The sequence below is a fragment of the Tessaracoccus yangjingae genome, from assembly GCF_054483935.1.
In genome coordinates, this window is the sequence record NZ_CM137014.1 from 1375677 (window position 1) to 1394529 (window position 18853).

Here is an 18853-nt window from a genome sequence, read left to right on the forward strand (position 1 = left end):
GCCTCCACGATCGAGGTGATCGGCCTGAGGATCAATCTCATCGGCAATGTGCATCATCTGAAACCGATAGTCAGCATGCGCGGGCGGTCACGCTGCCTTCGTGGTGGTCCTGGCCGCGGCGCGGTCACGGCTCCTGGCGCGAGGTGTTCGTCAGCTCGTCGGTGCTGGCGATGGCGTTGACGGCGGCGACGGTCAGCGCCGAGCCGCCCCGTCGACCGTGGACGACGAGATAGTCGAGGCCGAGGTCGTTGGAGGCCAGTGCCTGCTTGGACTCGGCGGCTCCCACGAACCCGACCGGGATCCCGATCACCGCCGCCGGCCTCACGCCGGTCTCGGCGACCACCTCGAGCAGCCGGAAGAGTGCCGTCGGGGCGTTGCCGATGGCGACGACGGCGCCCTCGAGGCGGGGAAGCCACAGGTCGATCGCGGCCATGGTCTTGGTCATGGACTTCTCGGCGGCGAGGGCGGCCAGCCCGGGGTCCTTGATGTGGCAGACGACGTCGTTGTCGCGCGGGAGGCGGGAGGCGATGATGCCGGTGGCCACCATGGAGGAGTCGCAGAGGATCGGGGCGCCCTCCCGCAGGGCGGCGTTGGCGGAGGCCACGACGCCTGGGGTGAAGGCCACGTCGTCGGCGATGTCCGGTGCCCCGGCGGCGTGCACCATGCGCACGACGACCCGGGCCACGTCATCGGGGAAGCGGGCAAGGTCGGTCTCCTCGCGGATGGTCCGGAACGACTCGCGGTAGATCTCGGAGCCGTCGGTCAGGTAGTCGTAGCGCACGCCGCTCACCGTAGTGGACCCCGTAGCCGGGTGACGACGGGGGTTGTGGTTGACTGGCGTCACACATTCATACCGCGAGGGGACCAGGAAGCCGGTTTGAGCCGGCACGGTCGCGCCACTGTGAACCGCCGTCGCGCGGGAAGTCAGGAACTGGCCCCTCAAGGCCGACTGCCCGGGACGCGTCATCCCGGCCGAAGGGACTTGAGATCGCGATGCACATCGCCGAGGGGATGCTTCCCCCGTTACACTGCGCGGCCTGGTTGGCCGCCTCCACCCCGTTCGTCATCCACGGCGCGCGTGCCGTGCTCACCACGGTGCGAGAGCACCCGGAGCGCAAGCTGATCCTTGCGGCGGCCGGCGCGTTCACGCTGGTGGTGAGCGCGATGAAGCTGCCGTCGATCACGGGGAGTTCGTCGCACCCCACCGGTACCGGCCTGGGGGCGGTGCTGCTCAAGCCGCCGGTGATGGCGTTCCTCGGCACGCTGGTGCTCCTGTTCCAGGCGACGTTGCTTGCTCATGGCGGGCTGACGACGTTGGGGGCGAACGCGTTCTCGATGGCGGTCGTCGGACCGTGGGCCGCGTACGGAGCCTATCGGGCGACGTCGCGGCTGTCGGCTCCGCTGTGGTTGTCGATGTTCGTGGCGATGGCGGTGGCGAACATCGTCACCTACGCCGTGACGTCCTTCCAGTTGGCGCTGGCCTACCCGGATCCGGTGAGTGGGCTCGGGGGTGCGCTGGTGAAGTTCCTCACGCTCTTTGCGGTCACCCAGATCCCTCTGGCCGTCGCCGAGGGGCTGCTGGGCGTGCTGCTGGTCGGGTTCCTGACCCGTGCGGCGCACCCGGTGCTGTCCGGGCTCGGCCTGCTTCGGGGGGATGTCCGTGTTTAGCCGCCGCGACCTGTGGATCGGGGCGGCCCTCGTCGTCGCGATCGTTGCGGTCTATCTCGGGAGCCTGGCGTTGGCACCCTCGGGGGCCGAGTTCGCCGGCACCGACGCTGCGGCCACAGAACTCGCCGGAGGCCCGAGGTACGGGCCGTTGTTGAGCCTCAGCCCGGAACTCGAGTCCGGCCTGTTCGCACTCCAGGCGGGATTGGGCGGGCTCCTCCTGGGCTTCGTGCTCGGCCGATTGACAGCTCGGCGCAGGTCATGAACGGCCTACTCCCGTGAGCGTCCACCTCACCGCCGTCGACGACGCCGCATGGGCCGGACCCTGGCGGGGGGTCGCCGTCGGGCACAAGGTGGGGCTCGCCGTCGCGCTGGTGCTGACCGCTCTGCTCACCCCGGCCTGGCCTGGGAGCCTGCTCGTGGCGGCGGCTTCGCTGCTCCTGATGCTCGGCCCGGCCCGCATCCGGCCCGGGCTGGTTGCCACCGTCGCGCTGCCGCCCCTGGCGTTCCTGCTCGTGGGCGCGCTGCCGCTGGCCGTCGAGGTGGGCGACGGGCTGCGCGTCACCGCCGACGGCGGGCTCCGGGCGGCGGAGATGCTCGCGCACGGCGTCGCGGGGACCCTGGCCGTCCTGCTGCTCGCCACCACCACGCCGATGGTCGACGTTCTCGGCTGGCTGCACCGTCGCGGCATCCCGGGCCCGCTGCTGGAGCTCGCCGAGCTGATGTACCGGCTGCTGTTCGTCCTCCTCAGCAGCGCGCTCGCGCTGCAGGCGGCACAGACCGCACGACTCGGGGGCGAGGCCCCCTTCCGACGCCGCTTCCGGGCCGCCGTCGACGGCGTCGGCACGGTGCTGCTGATGAGTTGGCGCCGCGCCACCCGGCTGCAGGCGGGCCTGGAGCTGCGCGGCTACGAGGAGTCGCTGCCGACGCTGCGGCAGACCGGCCGCACCCGCCCCTGGACTCTGGCTGCGGGCGCAGCTCTCATCGCCGGCATCTGGCTGGCCTCATGGGCGGTGGCGTGATGTTGCGGGCCGAGGGGGTCGTCGTCGGGTATCCCGGCGGGCCGGCGGTGCTAACCGGGGCACACCTCACCGCCGCGCGGGGGCGCCGGGTGGCGCTGCTCGGGGCCAACGGGTCCGGCAAGACCACCCTGCTGCAGTGCCTGGCCGGCGCGCTGCGCCCCGCCGACGGCCGGGTCACGCTGGACGGACAGCCGCTCACCCACACGCGGACCGCGCTGCGGGCGCACCGTCGTCGCGTCCAACTCGTGCTTCAGGACCCCGACGACCAGCTCTTCTCCGCCGACGTCACCCAGGACGTCTCGTTCGGGCCGCTCAACCTCGGCCTCACCGACGACGCCGCCCGCGCCCGCACCCTTGAGGCCCTCACGTTGCTCGGAATCGCGCACCTCGCCGCCCGCCCCACGCACCAGCTGAGCTTCGGCGAGCGCAAGCGCGTGGCCCTGGCGGGGGCGGTGGCGATGAGGCCGGACCTCCTGCTTCTCGACGAGCCGACCGCCGGCCTCGACCCCGCCGGGGTCGCCGACCTGCTGGTCACCCTTGCCGGCCTGGACGCCGGCATCGTGCTGGCCACCCACGACGTCGACCTCGCCCTGGCCTGGGCCGACGAGGTGGCCGTCGTGGTGGGCGGCCGCGTGGCGCAGGGGCCGCCGTCGTTGCTCGGCGACGACACCCTCCTCCGCGACGCCCACCTCCGCCGCCCCTGGCCGCTGGAGCTCGCCGAACGCCTCGGCCTGCCCGGCGCCCCCCGCGACCTCGACCAGGTCCTCGACCTCCTCGCCGAAGGATCCCGCGCATGATCACCGACCCCGACGGCACCCTCCTCGGCCGCACCCCCGGCCTGCCCGACGACGTCTTCGAGCACGACGGGCTCATCACCAAGCGGCACATCCGCGCCTCCGCGCTGGCGCTGCTCCGCCCCCGGGCCGGGGAGCTGCTGTGGGACCTCGGGGCGGGCGCCGGGTCGGTGGCCATCGAGTGGTGCCGGGCCGCCGACGGGGCGCGGGCGGTCGCCGTCGAGCGGGTGCCGGAGCGGGCGGCGAGGGTCGCGGCCAACGCGGCCCGGCTGGCACCCGCGGGCGCGGTGCGGCTGGTGGAGGCAGGTGTCGCGGAGGCGCTGCCCGGACTGCCGCGGCCGGACGCGGTGTTCATCGGCGGTGGAGCGACCTCGTCGTTGCTGGAGCTGGCGGTGGAGGCGCTGCCGGCGGGGGGCCGGATCGTCGTGCACGGGGTGACGGTGGAGGCCGAGGAGGTGTGTGTCGCGGCATACCGGCGGTGGGGCGGGCAGCTCGCGCGGCTGCACCACGAGCACGCGGCGCCCATCGGCCGTCTGCTGGGGTGGACGCCTTCCCGGGCCGTGGTGAGCTGGGCGTACCTCGTGGAGGGCTCGCGGTGAGAGATGACGCTCGTCAAGCACCCCCTCCAGCAGGGGCAGCGCGGGCAGGCGGGCATCGGATGGTGAGCAGGCTGGTGATCGCCGCGCCGTCGTCGGGGCAGGGGAAGACGACGGTGGCCACCGGCCTCATGGCGGCGTTGCGGGCGCGGGGGCTGGAGGTGGCGCCGTTCAAGGTGGGGCCGGACTACATCGACCCCGGCTACCACGGGCTCGCCACCGGCCGCCCGGGCCGCAACCTCGATCCGTTCCTCTGCGGTGAGGAGCGGATCGGGCCGCTGTTCGCGAACGGCTCCGCCGGGGCCGACGTGGCGGTGATCGAGGGCGTGATGGGGCTGTTCGACGGCCGGCTCGGCACCGGGGGATTCGGGTCGACGGCGCACGTGGCGGGGCTGCTCGAGGCGCCGGTGGTGCTGGTGATCGACGCGCGGCACACGGCGCGGAGCGCCGGGGCGGTGGCGCTGGGCATGGCGAGGTTCGACCCGCGCGTGCGCGTGGCGGGGGTGATCCTCAACCAGGTGGGGAGCGTTCGGCATGCCGCGGAGGCGCGCGCCGCCGTCGAGGAGGTGGGCCTGCCGGTGCTGGGGGTGCTGCCGCGGGCGCTGGACATCGAGGCGCCGTCGCGGCACCTGGGGCTGGTGCCGGTGGCGGAACGCGACGACTCGAGGGTCGCGGCGATGGGCGAGGTGGTGGCCGCGCATGTCGACGTGGCGGCGCTGCTGGCTTTGGCTCGTTCCGCCGGTGCGGCGGGGTGCGAGGCGTGGGACCCGACGCGGGAAGTGTCGCCGCCGTCGGACCGCCGGCCCGTGGTGGCCGTGGCCGGCGGCCGGGCGTTCACGTTCCGGTACCCGGAAACCGACGAGCTGCTTGCCGCGGCCGGTTGCCTGGTGGTGGAGTTCGACCCGCTCGTGGACGAGAGGCTGCCGGAGGGGAGCGCCGGGCTGTGGCTCGGAGGCGGGTTCCCGGAGGTGTACGCAGGGGAGTTGGCATCGAACCGGGCCTTGATGGCCGAGATCCGGGAGGCGGTCGCGGGCGGGCTGCCGACGGTCGCGGAGTGTGCCGGGTTGCTGTACCTGTGCCGGAGCCTGGACCGAAGGCCGATGGTGGGCGCCGTCGGGGCCGACGCGGCGATGGGGCCGCGGTTGACGATGGGGTATCGGGTCGCGACGGCAGAGCGGCCCACGCTGCTCGGTCGGCCCGGCGAGGAGGTGACCGGCCACGAGTTCCACCGCACGACGGTCACCGGCGGGGTCGGGTCGCCGGCGTGGCTGCTGGACGGGAAGGCCGACGGCGTCGCGGGGGAGAGGCTGCACGCGTCGTACCTGCACGTGCACTGGGCGGGGCACCCCCAGCTGGCCCAGCGATTCGCCGACGCGGTCCATGCCTTCGGGACGGGAGGGGGTTTGAGCCGATGGATGGGTTCGCAGCATCCGAAAGCGTTTTCGAACCCGAAATCCTGCGTTGAACCCATCCATCGGCTCAAACCCCACCCACCCGCGGCCCCCACCGGGCAGGACGTCGACCTCCTGCATCACGGCGACCGCGACCTCGCCCCAGGCCTGGTCGACCTCGCGGTCAACGTCCGCGTGGCCACCACCCCGGCCTGGCTGGCCGCGGAGGTCTTCGGCGACGGCGACCTCGCCGCCTACCCGGACCCCCGCCCCGCCGTCGAGGCGCTCGCCGCGCACCACGGCGTCGACCCGGCCATGGTGCTTCCGGTGGCCGGCGCCGCCGAGGCGTTCACCCTCATCGCCCGCGCCCTCCCCGGCGACGCGCTCATCGTCCACCCCCAGTTCACCGAACCCGAGGCGGCGCTCCGGGCAGCCGGCCGCGACCCCCGCCGCCACCTCCTGGCCGCCGACGACGGCTTCCGCCTCGTCCCCTCACGGGTCCCGACGGCGGACCTCACGATCGTCGGCAACCCCACCAACCCCACCGGCGTCCTCCACCTCGCCGACGACCTGGCCCGGATCCCCGCCGCGACCCTCGTCGTCGACGAGGCCTTCATGGACGCCGTGCCTGGCGAGCCGGAGACCCTCATCGCCCCCGAGATGCCGGGCCGGCTCGTGCTGCGCTCGCTCACCAAGACCTGGGGGCTCGCCGGGCTGCGGATCGGCTACGTCGTCGGCGACCCGGCCCTCATCGCGCGCCTCGCCGCCCAGCAGCCGCCCTGGTCCGTCTCCACCCCGGCGATCCGCGCGGCGGTCGCCTGCACATCCCCGCGCGCCGCGGAGGAGGCGGCACGCCTCGCCGAGGACGCCGCCGCCGCCCGAGAAGATCTCGCCGCCCGCCTCACCGACGCGGGCCTTGCCGTCGTCCCGGGCCACGCGCCGTTCGTGCTCGCCGACGCCTCCGCGCTCTCCCGGGCCTCGCTGCGTGGACAGCTCGCCGAGCGCGGGTTGGCAGTCAGACGCGGTGAGACGTTCCCCGGCCTGGGGCCGACGTGGCTGAGGTTCGCCGTGCGCACCCCGGACGTCCACCGTCGCCTCGCCGCGACCCTCGCGGACCTGGCGGACCCGCGGTGAGCGCGTCAGCCCAGCCAGGCGAGCGCGCCCGCGACGTCGGCCGCCTCGGGCACCCCCTCCGGCGACGCCGGCCGCCAGATCATCACGACGGCGGCGCCCCGCTCGGCGGCGACGCCCAGCTTCGCGTCGGTGTGCGCACCGCCCGCGTCCTTGGTCACGAGGACGTCTATGCCGTGCGCGGCCATCAGCTCCCGCTCGCCGTCGACCGTGAACGGGCCACGGCTGGTGAGCAGAGTCCATCGCGCCGGCAGAAAGGCGATGGGAGGCTCGGCCACCCGGGCCACCACATCCCGGTCCGCGAGATCCGTCACGTAGTCAGCGGTGTGTTGGCGGCCCACCGTGAGCAGCGGGCGGGCTCCGAGTGTCGCGGCGAGGCGGGCGGCGTCGCCGTGGCCGTCCACCCAGTGCCAGGTGCTCGCCAGGGGATGCGAGGCCCAGCTCGGCCGCAGCAGCCGCAGGAGCGCGATCCCCTCGGCGGCGCAGGCCTCCGCCGCGTTCCGCGACATCCGCGCCGCGAACGGATGTGTGGCGTTCACCACGGCCGTCACGCCCCGTCCACGCAGGTAGCCGCGCAGACCGTCAACCCCCCCGAAGCCGCCGATGCGCACCTCGCCAGCCGTGAGCGGCGCACGCGTGCGGCCGGCCAGCGACAGCACAGCGTCGCGCCCGGCCAGCCCCTCCGCCAGGTGGCGGCCCTCCGCGGTGCCGCCCAGGATCAGAATCACGCCTCCCATCCAACCATCCGGTGAAAGGACACCCATGACCCTGCTCGACGACACCCTGTCCGCCATCCGCCCCGCCTCAGCCGAGGCGCTCGCGGCCGCCCAGGCGCGCCAGCTCCGCCTCACCAAGCCCGCCGGCAGCCTCGGCCGGCTGGAGGAGATCGGCAACCGGCTGGCCGCCATCGCCGACACCTGCCCGCCGCCCATTCCCGGCCGCGCGGTGGTGGGCCTCTTCGCCGGCGACCACGGCGTCTGCGCCCAGGGCATCAGCCCCTGGCCGCAGGAGGTCACCGTGCAGATGGCGCTCAACATCGCCTCCGGCGGCGCGGCCATCAACGCCATCGCCCGCCAGGTGGGGGCCGACGTGTGGGTCACGGACGTGGGTGTCGCGGCGGAGGTGCCGGAGCACCCCGGGATCCGCGCGCGCAAGGTCCGCGCCGGCACCCGGGACTTCGCCGTCGAGCCTGCGCTGACCCGCGATGAGGCCCGCGCGGCGCTCGAGGTGGGCATCGAGGCCGCCGACGAGGCCATCGACGGCGGGGCCGAGATCCTGCTCACCGGCGAGATGGGCATCGGCAACACCACGCCGGCGAGCGCGCTGATCGCGGTGTTCTCGGGGCTGCCCGTCATGTCGGTGACGGGGCGCGGCGCGGGCGCCGGCGACGACATGCTGACCCGGAAGATCGACGTGATCGAGGGCGCCCTGAGGCTGCACCGCCCGGACCCCGCCGATCCGCTGGGTGTCCTCGCCGCCGTCGGCGGCCTGGAGCACGCGGCCCTCGCCGGGTTCATCCTCGGCGCGGCCGCCCGCCGCGTACCGGTGATCGTCGACGGGGTGATCGCCGCGTCGGCGGCGTGTGTCGCGTCGGGATTCGACGAGGCTGTGACCAGGTACCTGATCGCCGGCCACGCCGGCGTGGAGCCGGGCATCAGGGCGGCTCTGACGTGGCTGGACCTTCAGCCACTGGTGGACCTCGACCTCCGGCTCGGCGAGGGCACAGGCGCGGCGCTCGCCCTCCCCGCGGTCCAGGCCTCGGCCAGGATCCTCAACGAGATGGCGACGTTCGACTCGGCAGGGGTCGCCGAGGGGTGACCAGCGCGGATTGTGTTCCTCCAGGCCGGGTCCCACCCCGCTGAGGGGCCCGAGGGGCGGCCTGGAGGAACGTCCACCGCGCGGCCCGGGGCTGCCGGGTAGGGAAGAATGGCGCCCATGGAAGCGAAGCGGGCCGCGGGCGACGGCATGGAGCCTGCGCTGGGCGCCCCCGCTCCCGGCTCACCGGGGGACACCATGGCCGAGCCGGCCCGAGCCGCCGAGCCACAGCCGGCCCAAGCCGCCGAGCCACAGCCGGCACAAGCCGCGTTGCCACAGCCGGCCCCGGTCGACACGGCGAAGGCGGGGCGACGCGGAGCCTCGCCGCTGGCCGTCGTGGCGCTCGTGCTCCTCGCCGCGACACTCGGGGTCGGCGGATTCCTCGCCTGGCAGGTCTACGGCACCACCTGGCTCGCGCGCAGCGCGGCCGCGGAGTCCGTCGCGCAGCTGCGGGCCGAGTGGGCCACCGCCACACCCGCCCCGACCGACGACGGCCAGGCACCCGCCGAGGTGGTGCCGGCGCCCGGCGAGCCCGCCTGGATCCTGCGCATCCCCTCTCAGGGCGTGGTGTGGCCCGTCGTCTCCGGGGTGGACGAGGACCTGCTCACCGAGGCCGTCGGCTGGTACCCCTCGACGGCGCTTCCGGGCCAGGTCGGCAACGTGGCGCTCGCCGGGCTGCGGCTCACACATGGGGCGCCATTCGCCGGGCTCCTGGACCTGGCCGAAGGCGACGAGGTGATCATCGAGACCGCGCTGGCCACCTACACCTACCGGATCACGCTCCCGCCCTCGCAGCTCACCGTCCACCGCGACGACACCTGGGTCCTCGACCCCGTCCCCGGTAAGCCCGACCTCGCGCCCACCGAGGCCATCCTCACCCTGACCACCCACGAAGACCTCATCGAGACCCCGGACCGATCCGTCGGCTTCGGAATCCTGGAGAACACGGAGATCCCATGACAGACCGCAGCGAACTGATCGAGCACATCAAGAACCTGGCCGTCGTGCACGGCCGGGTGACGCTCGCCTCGGGCAAGGAGGCCGACTACTACATCGACATGCGCCGCGTCACCCTCGACGGCGCAGCCTCGCCGCTGGTCGGCCGCGTCATGAACGACCTCGTGGCCGACCTGGACTTCGACGCCGTCGGCGGGCTCACCCTCGGCGCGGATCCGGTGGCCACCGCGATGCTGCACGCCACGGCCGCCGCGGGCGGACGGCTCGACGCCTTCGTCGTGCGCAAGTCCGCCAAGGGGCACGGCATGCAGCGCCGCATCGAGGGCACCGAGGTGGCGGGGCGACGGGTGCTCGTGGTGGAGGACACCTCGACCACCGGCGGCTCGGCCCTCACCGCCGTCGAGGCGGTCCGCGAGGCCGGGGGCGAGGTGGTCGCGGTGGCCGTGGTGGTGGACCGCGGGACCGGCGCCGCCGAGAAGGTGGGCGACGCCGGCCTCGAGTACCGCTACGCGGTGGACCTGGCGGATCTCGGGCTCAGCTGATCCCGTACCGCGCCTTGTACTCGCGACGGCGGGCGTGGAGGATCGGCTCGGTGTAGCCCGACGGCGACCAGGTGCCCTGCAGCACCAGGTCCCGCGCCGCGCACCAGGCGATGGAGTCCTTGAAGGAGCCCCCCGCCTCCGGCGTCATCGGCCGGTAGGCGGGATCGTCGGCGTTCTGCGCGTCGACCACCGCCGCCATCCGCTTGAGCGCCTGGACCACGAACGCCTCCGAGACGATCCCGTGCCGGATCCAGTTGGCGAGCATCTGCGAGCTGATCCGGCAGGTGGCGCGGTCCTCCATGAGCGAGGTGTCGGTGATGTCGGGCACCTTTGAGCAGCCGACGCCCTGGTCGATCCAGCGGACCACGTAGCCCAGGATGGACTGGCAGGAGTTGTCCACCTCCTGCTGCCGCTCCTCCGCCGTCCAGCGGGTGCTGGGCGCCAGCGGGATCTCGAGCAGCTGGTCGACGGTGGCCCGCCGCCCCAGCTCGGCGATCTGGTCCTGCCGTCCCCGCGCGTCGACGCGGTGGTAGTGCGTGGCGTGAAGGGTCGCGGCCGTGGGGGAGGGCACCCACGCCGTCGTCGCGCCGGCGTCGGGATGCGCGATCTTCTCCTCAACCATGTCCGCCATGAGGTCGGTCTTGGCCCACATGCCCTTGCCGATCTGCGCCCGGCCCGGCAGCCCGCACGCGATGCCGACGTCGACGTTCCAGTCCTCGTACGCGGCCATCCACGCGGCCTGCTTCATCTCCGCCTTGCGGATCATCGGGCCGGCCTCCATGGAGGTGTGGATCTCGTCGCCGGTGCGGTCCAGGAACCCGGTGTTGATGAAGATGATCCGGTCGGCCGCCTCCGCGATGCAGGCCGCGAGGTTGAGCGTGGTGCGCCGCTCCTCGTCCATGATCCCCATCTTCAGTGTGGTGCGCGGCAGGCCGAGGACGTCCTCGACGGCGGCGAACAGCTCGGAGGTGAACGCCACCTCCGCCGGCCCGTGCTGCTTGGGCTTGACGATGTAGATCGAGCCCGTGCGGGAGTTGCGCCGCGGGTTGTCCGGCGATAGGCCGGGCATGGCGCACAGGCTGGTCACCAGCGCGTCGAGGATGCCTTCGGGCATCTCCCGGCCCTCGGAGTCCAGGACGGCCGGGGTGGTCATGAGGTGGCCGACGTTGCGGCACAGCATCAGCGCACGGCCGTGCAGGCGCAGCTCGCCGCCGTCGGGCCGGGTGAAGACGCGGTCGTCGGCCATCGTGCGCAGGAACGTCCGGCCGCCCTTGTCCATCTCCTCGGCGGCGTCGCCCCGGTTGAGCTGCAGCCACGTCCGGTAGCCGATCACCTTGTCGGGCCCGTCGACGGTGGCCACGGAGTCCTCGAAGTCCATGATGGCGGTGACCGCCGATTCGAGGACGATGTCGTCGATCCCGGCCTTGTCGGTGCGCCCGATGGGGCCGAACGGGTCGATCCGCAGCTCGATGTGGAGCCCGTGGCGCTCGAGCAGGATCGACGTGTGCGCCTCCGCCTCCCCGGAATAGCCGACGAACGACCACGGGTCGGCCAGGCCCACCGTCTCCCCGGAGGTCAGGGTGGCCCGCAGGTCCCGTCCGGCCTGGTACCGGACCACCTCCGCGTGTGACCCTGAGGCCAGTGGCGCCGCCCGGTCCAGGAACTCGCGCGCCCAGGCGATGACGCGCTCGCCGCGGACCGGGTTGTAGGGGCCGTCGCGGTGCGCCCCTCCGTCCTCGCTGACCGTGTCGGTGCCGTACAGCGCGTCGTACAGCGAGCCCCAGCGCGCGTTGGCCGCGTTGATCGCGAACCGGCGGTTGGTGACCGGGACCACCAGCTGCGGGCCGGCCATCTCGGCGATCTCGGTGTCGACGTTCGTGGTGCGCGCGCGGACGCCGGTGGGCTCGTCGAGCAGGTAGCCGATCTCCCGCAGAAGTCTCTGGTAGTGCGGCGCGTACGGGGTCCCGGGGGTGGCCCTGTGGAACTCGTCGATGGCACGCTGCATACGGTCGCGCTCGTCGAGCAGGGCGCGGTTGCGCCCGGAGAACTCCCCGAAGACGCGCTCGAAGCCGGCCCAGAACCGCCCCCGGTCCACGCCTGCCTGGGGCAGGGCTTCGCGGTCGACGAAGTCCACGAGGGTGCGGTCCACCCAGAGGGACCCGACGGGGACGTGCGTGGCGCGCTGCGGGTGGGTGTGGGCGGGGGCGGTGAGGGTCATCGTCATGGGAGTGCTCCTTCTCTTCGAGCGAGGTGGGGATTCAGAACTGCGCGGACTCTGTGGAGTCCTCGAGCGCGGTGGTCGAGCTGGCGGGGTTGATGGCGGAGGCGATGGTGTCGAAGTAGCCGGTGCCCACCTCCCGCTGGTGCCGGGTGGCGGTGTAGCCGCGCTCCTCGGCGGCGAACTCGCGCTCCTGCAGCTCGACGTAGGCCGACATCTGGCGGGTGGCGTACCCCTGGGCCAGGTCGAACATCGAGTAGTTGAGGGCGTGGAAGCCGGCCAGGGTGATGAACTGGAAGGCGTAGCCCATGGCGCCCAGCTCGCGCTGGAACTTCGCGATGGTGGCGTCGTCGAGGTGCTTCTTCCAGTTGAACGACGGCGAGCAGTTGTACGCCAGCATCTGGTCCGGGTGCTCGGCCTTGATCGCCTCGGCGAACGTCCGGGCCGCCTCGAGGTCCGGCACGCCGGTCTCCATCCACAGCAGGTCGGCGTACCGGGCGTACGCCTTGCCGCGGGCGATGCTGGGCTCCATGCCCGGGCGGACCTTGTGGAAGCCCTCGCTGGTGCGCTCGCCGGTGAGGAACTCGCGGTCGCGCTCGTCGACGTCGGAGGTGATGAGGGTCGCGGCCTCGGCGTCGGTGCGGGCGATGATCACCGTCGGCACCCCGGCCACGTCCGCGGCCAGGCGGGCGGCGTTGAGGGTGCGCTCGTGCTGCTGGGTGGGGATGAGCACCTTGCCGCCGAGGTGGCCGCACTTCTTCTCCGACGCCAGCTGGTCCTCCCAGTGCACGCCCGAGGCCCCGGCGGCGATCATGGCCTTCATGAGCTCGTATGCGTTGAGCGAGCCGCCGAACCCGGCCTCTGCGTCGGCGACGATCGGGACCAGCCAGTCCTCGACGGTGCGGATGCCCTCGGCGTGCTCGATCTGGTCGGCGCGCAGCAGCGCGTTGTTGATCCGGCGCACCACCTGCGGCACCGAGTTGGCGGGGTAGAGCGACTGGTCCGGGTAGGTGTGACCGGAGAGGTTGGCGTCGGCGGCCACCTGCCAGCCGGAGAGGTAGATGGCCTTGAGGCCGGCCTTGACCTGCTGGACGGCCTGGTTGCCGGTCAGCGCCCCCAGGGCGTTGACGAAGTCCTCGCTGTGCAGCTGCTCCCAGAGCTTCTCGGCGCCGCGGCGTGCCAGGGTGTGCTCCTCCTGGACCCGCCCGCGGAGGCGGACGACGTCCTCGGGGGTGTAGTCGCGCTGCACGTGCGCCCAGCGGGGGTTGATCTTCCAGTCGTAGTCCAGCAGCTCCGCGGACATCGGTTCCATCATCATCTCGGTCGATCCTTTCGGTGGGGGCAGCTGCTGTGCTGCCTCGTCCCTGTCGATGTGACGATCCTTCAGTGCTTGGGAGTCAATTCCTAGAACTCTTCGAGATGAAGAAACGCAGAAATTTCCGCTACGGTGATTTCATGCCTGTCGACGATGACCTGCACCCCCCGGCGGCCCAGGAGCAGGGGCCTTTCGATCCGTTTTCACTCGGGCGCCGGCTGCGCCACCTCCGCAAGGAGCGCGGTCTGACGCTCAGCCAGGTGGCTGAGGCGTCCGGGCTGGCACCGTCGCAGCTGTCCCTGATCGAGAACGGCAAGCGGGAGGCCAGGCTCTCGCACCTGCAGACGCTCTCCCGCGTGTACGGGGCCACTCTGGAGGACCTCACCGAGCCCGTGCCCAGCCGGCGCGCGCAACTGGAGATCGAGCTGGAACGCCTCATGCGGTCCCCGCTCGCCCGGGCCAAGGGGCTCCCGATGGTGCGGATCTCTCCGCGGATGCCGATCGACGTGCTCGAGGCGCTCGTCGCGCTGCACCGCGAGCTCGCGCACGACGCCGCCGAGCGCATGGCCACCCCCGAGGAGGCCCGCCGCGCCAACGCGCACCTCCGCGACGAGATGCGTGCCCGCGACAACTACTTCGGCGCCATCGAGGAGCAGGCGGCCGCGCTGCTGAAGCGCTGCGGCTACGTCTCGGGGCCGCTGTCGCAGCACCTCATCGGCGAGATCACGGCCCATCTCGGCTTCTCGCTGCACCACGTGGGAGACCTGCCGCACTCGACCCGCTCGGTCACCGACCTCAAGAACAAGCGCATCTATCTGGCCGCCGCCCAGTCCCGCGAGTACGACCCCCGATCGGTGTTGCTGCAGGCGCTCGGCCACCACATGCTCGACCACGCGCCGCCCGCCAACTACGGCGACTTCCTGCGGCAGCGGATCGAGACCAACTACTTCGCCGCCGCCCTCCTCCTGCCCGAGGAGCCGACGGTGCGCTTCCTTCAGGAGGCGAAGGCGCGCAGGGAGTTGGCGTTGGAGGACCTGCGCGACGCGTTCGCAGTGAGCTACGAGGCGGCGGCGCACCGGTTCACCAACCTGGCCACCAGGCACCTCGGCATCCCGGTCCACTTCCAGCGCGTGCACGAGTCCGGCATCGTCTACAAGGCCTACGAGAACGACGGCGTCGCCTTCCCGCGCGACAACCTCGGCGCGATCGAGGGCCAGCCGGCCTGCCGCTACTGGACCTCGCGGGAGGTCTTCGCCGTCGCGGACAAGTTCAACGCGTTCAACCAGTACACCGACACCCCCACGGGCACCTTCTGGTGCACCGCCAGGGTGGAGCAGACCGGATCGGGGCTGTTCTCCACCGGCATCGGGGTGCGCTACCGCGACTCCAAGTGGTTCCGTGGCCGCGACACCCGCGAACGCTCCGTCTCCACCTGCCCGGACCCGGCCTGCTGCCGCAGGGCGCCGGAGGACCTCGCGACGAGGTGGTCCGGGCGCGCCTGGCCCAGCGCGCGCACGCACGCGCATCTGCTCGCGGCGCTGCCCCCGGGCACCTTCCCCGGCGTCGACGACACCGAGGTGTTCCAGTTCCTGGACGCCCACAACCTCGACTGACCTGCGCGCCGATCCGGGGCCGGCGCGTGCTGTTGCTGCGGGTGAAACGCCCGCTGCGCTACCGTGAAGACGACTGATCGAAGGAGACCGAAGTGGATGCATTCCTGATTGTCCTCATCGTCCTGGTCGTCATCGCGCTTGCGGTGGTGGGCTGGGGCGTCAGCGCCTACAACGGCTTCGTGAAGAGCCGCAACCTGATCCAGGAGTCCTGGCGGCAGATCGACGTGGAGCTGAACCGCCGCTACGAGCTGATCCCCAACCTGGTGGAGACCGTCCGCGGCTATGCCGCGCACGAGCGCAACACGCTGGAGCAGATCACCGCGCTGCGCAACACCGCCCGCTCGCTCTCCCAGCAGAGCCACGGGCAGCCCAGCGAGCAGCGCGCCGCCGTCGAGGCCGAGCTGACGCAGGCCGTGCACAACCTGCTCGTCTCCGTTGAGGCCTACCCGGACCTGAAGTCCAACACCAACTTCCTCGAGTTGCAGCGCGAGCTGACCGACACCGAGGACCGGATCGCGGCGTCGCGGCGCTTCTACAACGCCAACGTGCGCGACTACAACACGCGCATCGAGTCCGTGCCGAGCAACATCATCGCCGGGTTCGCGAAGTTCGAGAAGGCCACGTACTTCGAGGTCAACGACCCGATCGTGCGCCAGGCCCCAGACGTGAACTTCGGGGAGATCTCCCAGCGCCCCACGGCCGCCCCTGAGCCGCCGCAGCAGCAGATCCAGGCGCCCCGCCAGGACGACTACGCCCAGCCCTACCAGCCGCCGCAGCACGCGCAGCAGGAGCTGCCCCCGCAGCCGGCGGTGCCCCCGCCGTCGCAGGGAGACCAGGGGCAGACGGGTGGCTACCGGCCGCCGTTCTCCAGCTGAGCCCCACCCGACGAGGCCCGTCCCCTGCCTGGGGGGCGGGCCTCCGTCATGCCGGGTAGAAGAAGTTTCAAGAAGATGGTTGACAGTTCAACAAGAATGGTTTAGGGTTGAACCAACAGCCCACGAAAGGAACCCCACATGACCATCCACGAGCTCAACGGCACCTACATCCTCGACCCTTCGCACAGCGCCTTCTCCTTCGTGACCCGCCACGCGATGGTCACCAAGGTCCGCGGCTCCTTCGAGTCCTTCGAGGGCTCCGCGGTGGTCGACGGCGCCAACCCCGCCAACTCCACCCTCGACGTCACCATCGACGCCGGCTCGGTCACCACCCGCAACGCCGACCGCGACGGCCACATCCGCTCCGCCGACTTCTTCGACGTCGAGAACCACCCCACCTGGACCTTCAAGGGCACCGACTTCGCGATCAAGGGCGACGTCGTCGAGGTGACCGGTGACCTGACCATCAAGGACACCACCCGCTCCATCACTCTCCCGCTCGAGTACCAGGGCGCCGCGAAGGACCCCTTCGGCAACGTCCGCGTCGGCTTCGAGGGCTCCACCAACATCTCGCGCGCCGACTTCGGCCTCACCTGGAACGCCGCTCTCGAGACCGGCGGCTTCCTGGTCTCCGACAAGGTCGCCATCGAGGTGGAGATCTCCGCCATCCAGCAGGCTGCCTGATCCACCCCCGCACAGCGCCCCGGCCGGTCGGCCGGGGCGCTGCCGCGTTCCCGGGTTGCCTCGCCCGGCGGCGTGGGCCAAGCTCGCCTCGTGACCGATTCCGTGGCCAGCCCCGACGCCGCCCACCCCTCTGACGCCGGCGTGACCGGCGCGCCGGCGGATCCGACGGCGCCCACCGTCGGCGTGGGGCCGCACCCCCAGCCGTGGCCCGAGGGCGAGCGCCTGGACCCCGCGCTGCTGGCGGAGGGGGACCGGCGCAACGTGATCGACCGGTACCGGTACTGGCGGATGGAGGCCATCGTCGCCGACCTCGACCGGACGCGCGCGCCGCTGCACGTGGCCATCCAGAACTGGGAGCACGACTTCAACATCGGCTCCATCGTGCGGACCGCCAACGCGTTCAACGTCGCAGCGGTGCACATCGTGGGGCGCCGACGGTGGAACCGGCGCGGCGCCATGGTGACGGACCGCTACCTGCACGTCATCCACCACGACGACGAGGCCTCCCTGCTCGCCCACCTCGCGGCCGAGGGGGTGACGCCCGTCGGCGTGGACAACCTGCCGGGCTCGGTCCCGCTGGAGACGGCGCAGCTCCCCGAGCGCTGCTGCCTGGTCTTCGGCTCCGAGGGGCCGGGGCTCACCGACGCGATGGTCGAGGGCTGTGAGCGGCTCGTCGCCATCACGCAGCGTGGCTCGACGCGTTCGATGAACGCCGGCGCGGCCGCGGCCATCGCGATGTACCACTGGGCGCTCCAGCACGCCCCGGCCGGCTGAGGCAGCGGGACCCGCAGAAGGTCGCGGCCCCGATCACCGGGAGGTGGCGGACCCCTCGGTCACCAGGGCGACGGTGCAGTCCCGGACGCAGCCGGACAACTCGGCCAGCCCCTGCGCGACCCTGCCGACCCGCACGAGGCGGGTCTCTCCCGCCCCGGCGCCGTCGACGGTGAAGACGACCAGCGCGTGCTCGTCGAACGAGTAGGCGACGTCGCCCGCCCGGTAGGTGGACACCTCGGGGGACGCTGCGACCGGCAGGGCCGACGGGAGCTGGGCCACCTGGGCGGCGCCCATGCGGTCGCTGAAGGTGAGGCTCGCGGGCAGGTGGGGAGCCACCGTGAGCCCGGCGGGGGAGGCGTCCAGCGACACCTCCAGCAGGGTCGCGGTCGAGGATGGCGCCGCGGTGCAGGCGGAGGCGGCGAGAAGAGCGGCGAAGGAGAGTGCTGCGAGGAGTCGTCGTGTCATGCTTCCAGTGCACCGGAGGCCGGGCGGGCGGGGGAGTCCCTGCCCTGACGTGCCCTGGCAGGGCGTCCCTGACCAGCCTCGGCCGACCTACGCTGGCACACATGGACAACAGATCAGAGGTGCGCGAATTCCTCATGTCGCGGCGTGCGCGGGTCGAGCCCGAGGCCGCCGGGCTGCCGCGCATCGGCGACAGGCGCGTGGCGGGGTTGCGCCGCAGCGAGGCCGCGATGCTGGCCGGCGTCAGCGTCGAGTACTACGCCCGCCTCGAACGGGGAGCGATCGCCGGGGCGTCGGCGGCGGTGCTCGACGGGTTGGCCCGAGCCCTGCAGATGGACGACGCGGAGCGCGACCACCTCTACCGGCTCGCCCGGCAGGCCGAGGGCTCCGCGCCGGCGTCCCGGCGTCGCGGCAGGCCGGCCAAGCGGTGGCAGCCCTCGCCCAGTCTCCAGTGGTTCCTCGACTCGATGTCGACCGCCGTGGCGCTGATCGGGAACGGGCGCACGGACCTGCTCGCGTGGAACACGCTGGGACGCGCACTGCTGGACGAGATGATCACCGGCTCGTCGTCCCAGCCCCCCAACTTCGCCCGCTACCTCTTCCTCGACCCCCGCTCCCACGTGTTCTACCCGGACTGGGAGGAGGTCGCCTTCGTCAACGTCGCGATGCTGCGCACGGAGGCCGGCCGCGACCCTCATGACAAGCAGCTGCAGGATCTCGTGGGTGAGCTGTCGACGCGGAGCGAGGAGTTCCGGGGGCTCTGGGCGCGGCACGACGTCTGGCAGCAGGACACCGGCGTGAAGCGGTTCCATCACCACGTGGTGGGGGACCTGACGCTGCACTACGACGGCCTCGACGTGGTGGGCCAGCGGGCGCAGCTCACCGTCTTCACCGCCGAGCCCGGCACCCGCGACGCCGAAAGCCTGCGCCTGCTGGGCTCCTGGGCGTCGTCGCCGGCCGCATCGACCACCGTCGGCTGAGCTGCCGCCCGCTAGGGTG

At 72.5% G+C, this 18853-nt stretch carries 19 protein-coding genes; 14 read left to right on the plus strand and 5 right to left on the minus strand.

Features of this window, described 5'->3' with window-relative positions:
- Positions 1 to 124: 124 nt before the first annotated feature.
- On the minus strand, positions 125 to 781 hold the full coding sequence (locus ACX1D3_RS05835; protein ID WP_458996044.1) for a precorrin-8X methylmutase: 657 nt from the start codon (positions 779 to 781) through the stop codon (positions 125 to 127).
- Between the two features lie 212 nt (positions 782 to 993).
- Here ACX1D3_RS05835 and ACX1D3_RS05840 point away from each other — a divergent pair, with 212 nt between their 5' ends.
- The 6 genes from ACX1D3_RS05840 to cobBC are packed head-to-tail and all read left to right on the plus strand — an operon-like array spanning position 994 to position 6602.
- Positions 994 to 1668 carry an energy-coupling factor ABC transporter permease gene (locus tag ACX1D3_RS05840; RefSeq protein WP_458996045.1) on the plus strand — a complete coding sequence of 225 codons (675 nt, stop codon included), beginning with the start codon at positions 994 to 996 and terminating at the stop codon, positions 1666 to 1668.
- Entirely contained in the window at positions 1655 to 1930 is a 276-nt protein-coding gene (locus tag ACX1D3_RS05845) for an energy-coupling factor ABC transporter substrate-binding protein (RefSeq protein ID WP_458996046.1), read from the plus strand. Before ACX1D3_RS05840 ends, ACX1D3_RS05845 begins: the two co-directional genes overlap by 14 nt.
- 13 nt (positions 1931 to 1943) lie before the next feature.
- Entirely contained in the window at positions 1944 to 2687 is a 744-nt protein-coding gene (gene cbiQ / locus ACX1D3_RS05850) for a cobalt ECF transporter T component CbiQ (protein ID WP_458996047.1), read from the plus strand.
- Positions 2672 to 3484, plus strand: a complete 813-nt coding sequence (locus tag ACX1D3_RS05855; RefSeq protein WP_458996048.1) for an energy-coupling factor ABC transporter ATP-binding protein — start codon at positions 2672 to 2674, stop codon at positions 3482 to 3484. The genes cbiQ and ACX1D3_RS05855 overlap by 16 nt, the downstream gene beginning before the upstream one ends.
- Complete coding sequence (gene cbiT, locus ACX1D3_RS05860) at positions 3481 to 4080, plus strand: precorrin-6Y C5,15-methyltransferase (decarboxylating) subunit CbiT (protein WP_458996049.1); 600 nt, start codon at positions 3481 to 3483, stop codon at positions 4078 to 4080. Before ACX1D3_RS05855 ends, cbiT begins: the two co-directional genes overlap by 4 nt.
- Before the next feature lie 59 nt (positions 4081 to 4139).
- Positions 4140 to 6602 carry a bifunctional hydrogenobyrinic acid a,c-diamide synthase/histidinol phosphate aminotransferase CobBC gene (gene cobBC, locus ACX1D3_RS05865; RefSeq protein ID WP_458996050.1) on the plus strand — a complete coding sequence of 821 codons (2463 nt, stop codon included), beginning with the start codon at positions 4140 to 4142 and terminating at the stop codon, positions 6600 to 6602.
- Positions 6603 to 6607: 5 nt separating this feature from the next.
- Here the strand turns inward: cobBC and ACX1D3_RS05870 are convergent, their stop codons facing one another.
- Positions 6608 to 7327, minus strand: a complete 720-nt coding sequence (locus ACX1D3_RS05870; protein WP_458996051.1) for a cobalt-precorrin-6A reductase — start codon at positions 7325 to 7327, stop codon at positions 6608 to 6610.
- 34 nt (positions 7328 to 7361) lie between these two features.
- On the opposite strand from ACX1D3_RS05870, the gene cobT reads away from it, so the two are divergent.
- From cobT to pyrE, 3 genes are all read left to right on the plus strand, one after another.
- Positions 7362 to 8417 carry a nicotinate-nucleotide--dimethylbenzimidazole phosphoribosyltransferase gene (gene cobT / locus ACX1D3_RS05875; protein ID WP_458996052.1) on the plus strand — a complete coding sequence of 352 codons (1056 nt, stop codon included), beginning with the start codon at positions 7362 to 7364 and terminating at the stop codon, positions 8415 to 8417.
- A 117-nt stretch (positions 8418 to 8534) separates the two neighbouring features.
- A complete protein-coding gene (locus ACX1D3_RS05880) occupies positions 8535 to 9374 on the plus strand; it encodes a sortase domain-containing protein (RefSeq protein WP_458996053.1) in 840 nt (279 codons plus the stop codon).
- Positions 9371 to 9913: an orotate phosphoribosyltransferase gene (gene pyrE, locus ACX1D3_RS05885; protein ID WP_458996054.1), complete on the plus strand. Its 543-nt coding sequence runs from the start codon at positions 9371 to 9373 to the stop codon at positions 9911 to 9913. Before ACX1D3_RS05880 ends, pyrE begins: the two co-directional genes overlap by 4 nt.
- On the opposite strand, the gene ACX1D3_RS05890 is transcribed toward pyrE, so the two are convergent.
- A complete protein-coding gene (locus ACX1D3_RS05890) occupies positions 9906 to 12137 on the minus strand; it encodes a malate synthase G (RefSeq protein ID WP_458996055.1) in 2232 nt (743 codons plus the stop codon). The genes pyrE and ACX1D3_RS05890 overlap by 8 nt on opposite strands.
- Positions 12138 to 12171: 34 nt before the next feature.
- Positions 12172 to 13449 carry an isocitrate lyase gene (gene aceA / locus ACX1D3_RS05895; RefSeq protein WP_458996056.1) on the minus strand — a complete coding sequence of 426 codons (1278 nt, stop codon included), beginning with the start codon at positions 13447 to 13449 and terminating at the stop codon, positions 12172 to 12174.
- A gap of 137 nt (positions 13450 to 13586) precedes the next feature.
- On the opposite strand from aceA, the gene ACX1D3_RS05900 reads away from it, so the two are divergent.
- The 4 genes from ACX1D3_RS05900 to ACX1D3_RS05915 all read left to right on the plus strand — a co-directional run bounded on the left by ACX1D3_RS05900 (position 13587) and on the right by ACX1D3_RS05915 (position 17392).
- On the plus strand, positions 13587 to 15059 hold the full coding sequence (locus ACX1D3_RS05900) for a helix-turn-helix domain-containing protein (protein WP_458996057.1): 1473 nt from the start codon (positions 13587 to 13589) through the stop codon (positions 15057 to 15059).
- Between the two features lie 92 nt (positions 15060 to 15151).
- The gene (locus tag ACX1D3_RS05905; protein WP_458996058.1) at positions 15152 to 15934 is read left to right on the plus strand and encodes a LemA family protein; all 783 of its coding nucleotides are present in this window, start codon (positions 15152 to 15154) and stop codon (positions 15932 to 15934) included.
- A 138-nt stretch (positions 15935 to 16072) separates the two neighbouring features.
- Positions 16073 to 16618: a YceI family protein gene (locus tag ACX1D3_RS05910; protein ID WP_458996059.1), complete on the plus strand. Its 546-nt coding sequence runs from the start codon at positions 16073 to 16075 to the stop codon at positions 16616 to 16618.
- 183 nt (positions 16619 to 16801) lie between these two features.
- Complete coding sequence (locus ACX1D3_RS05915; RefSeq protein ID WP_458996489.1) at positions 16802 to 17392, plus strand: TrmH family RNA methyltransferase; 591 nt, start codon at positions 16802 to 16804, stop codon at positions 17390 to 17392.
- A 33-nt stretch (positions 17393 to 17425) separates the two neighbouring features.
- Here the strand turns inward: ACX1D3_RS05915 and ACX1D3_RS05920 are convergent, their stop codons facing one another.
- Complete coding sequence (locus ACX1D3_RS05920) at positions 17426 to 17857, minus strand: cyclophilin-like fold protein (protein WP_458996060.1); 432 nt, start codon at positions 17855 to 17857, stop codon at positions 17426 to 17428.
- 101 nt (positions 17858 to 17958) lie between these two features.
- Between ACX1D3_RS05920 and ACX1D3_RS05925 the strand changes: the two genes are divergently transcribed.
- A complete protein-coding gene (locus ACX1D3_RS05925; RefSeq protein ID WP_458996061.1) occupies positions 17959 to 18834 on the plus strand; it encodes a helix-turn-helix transcriptional regulator in 876 nt (291 codons plus the stop codon).
- Positions 18835 to 18853: the final 19 nt, after the last annotated feature.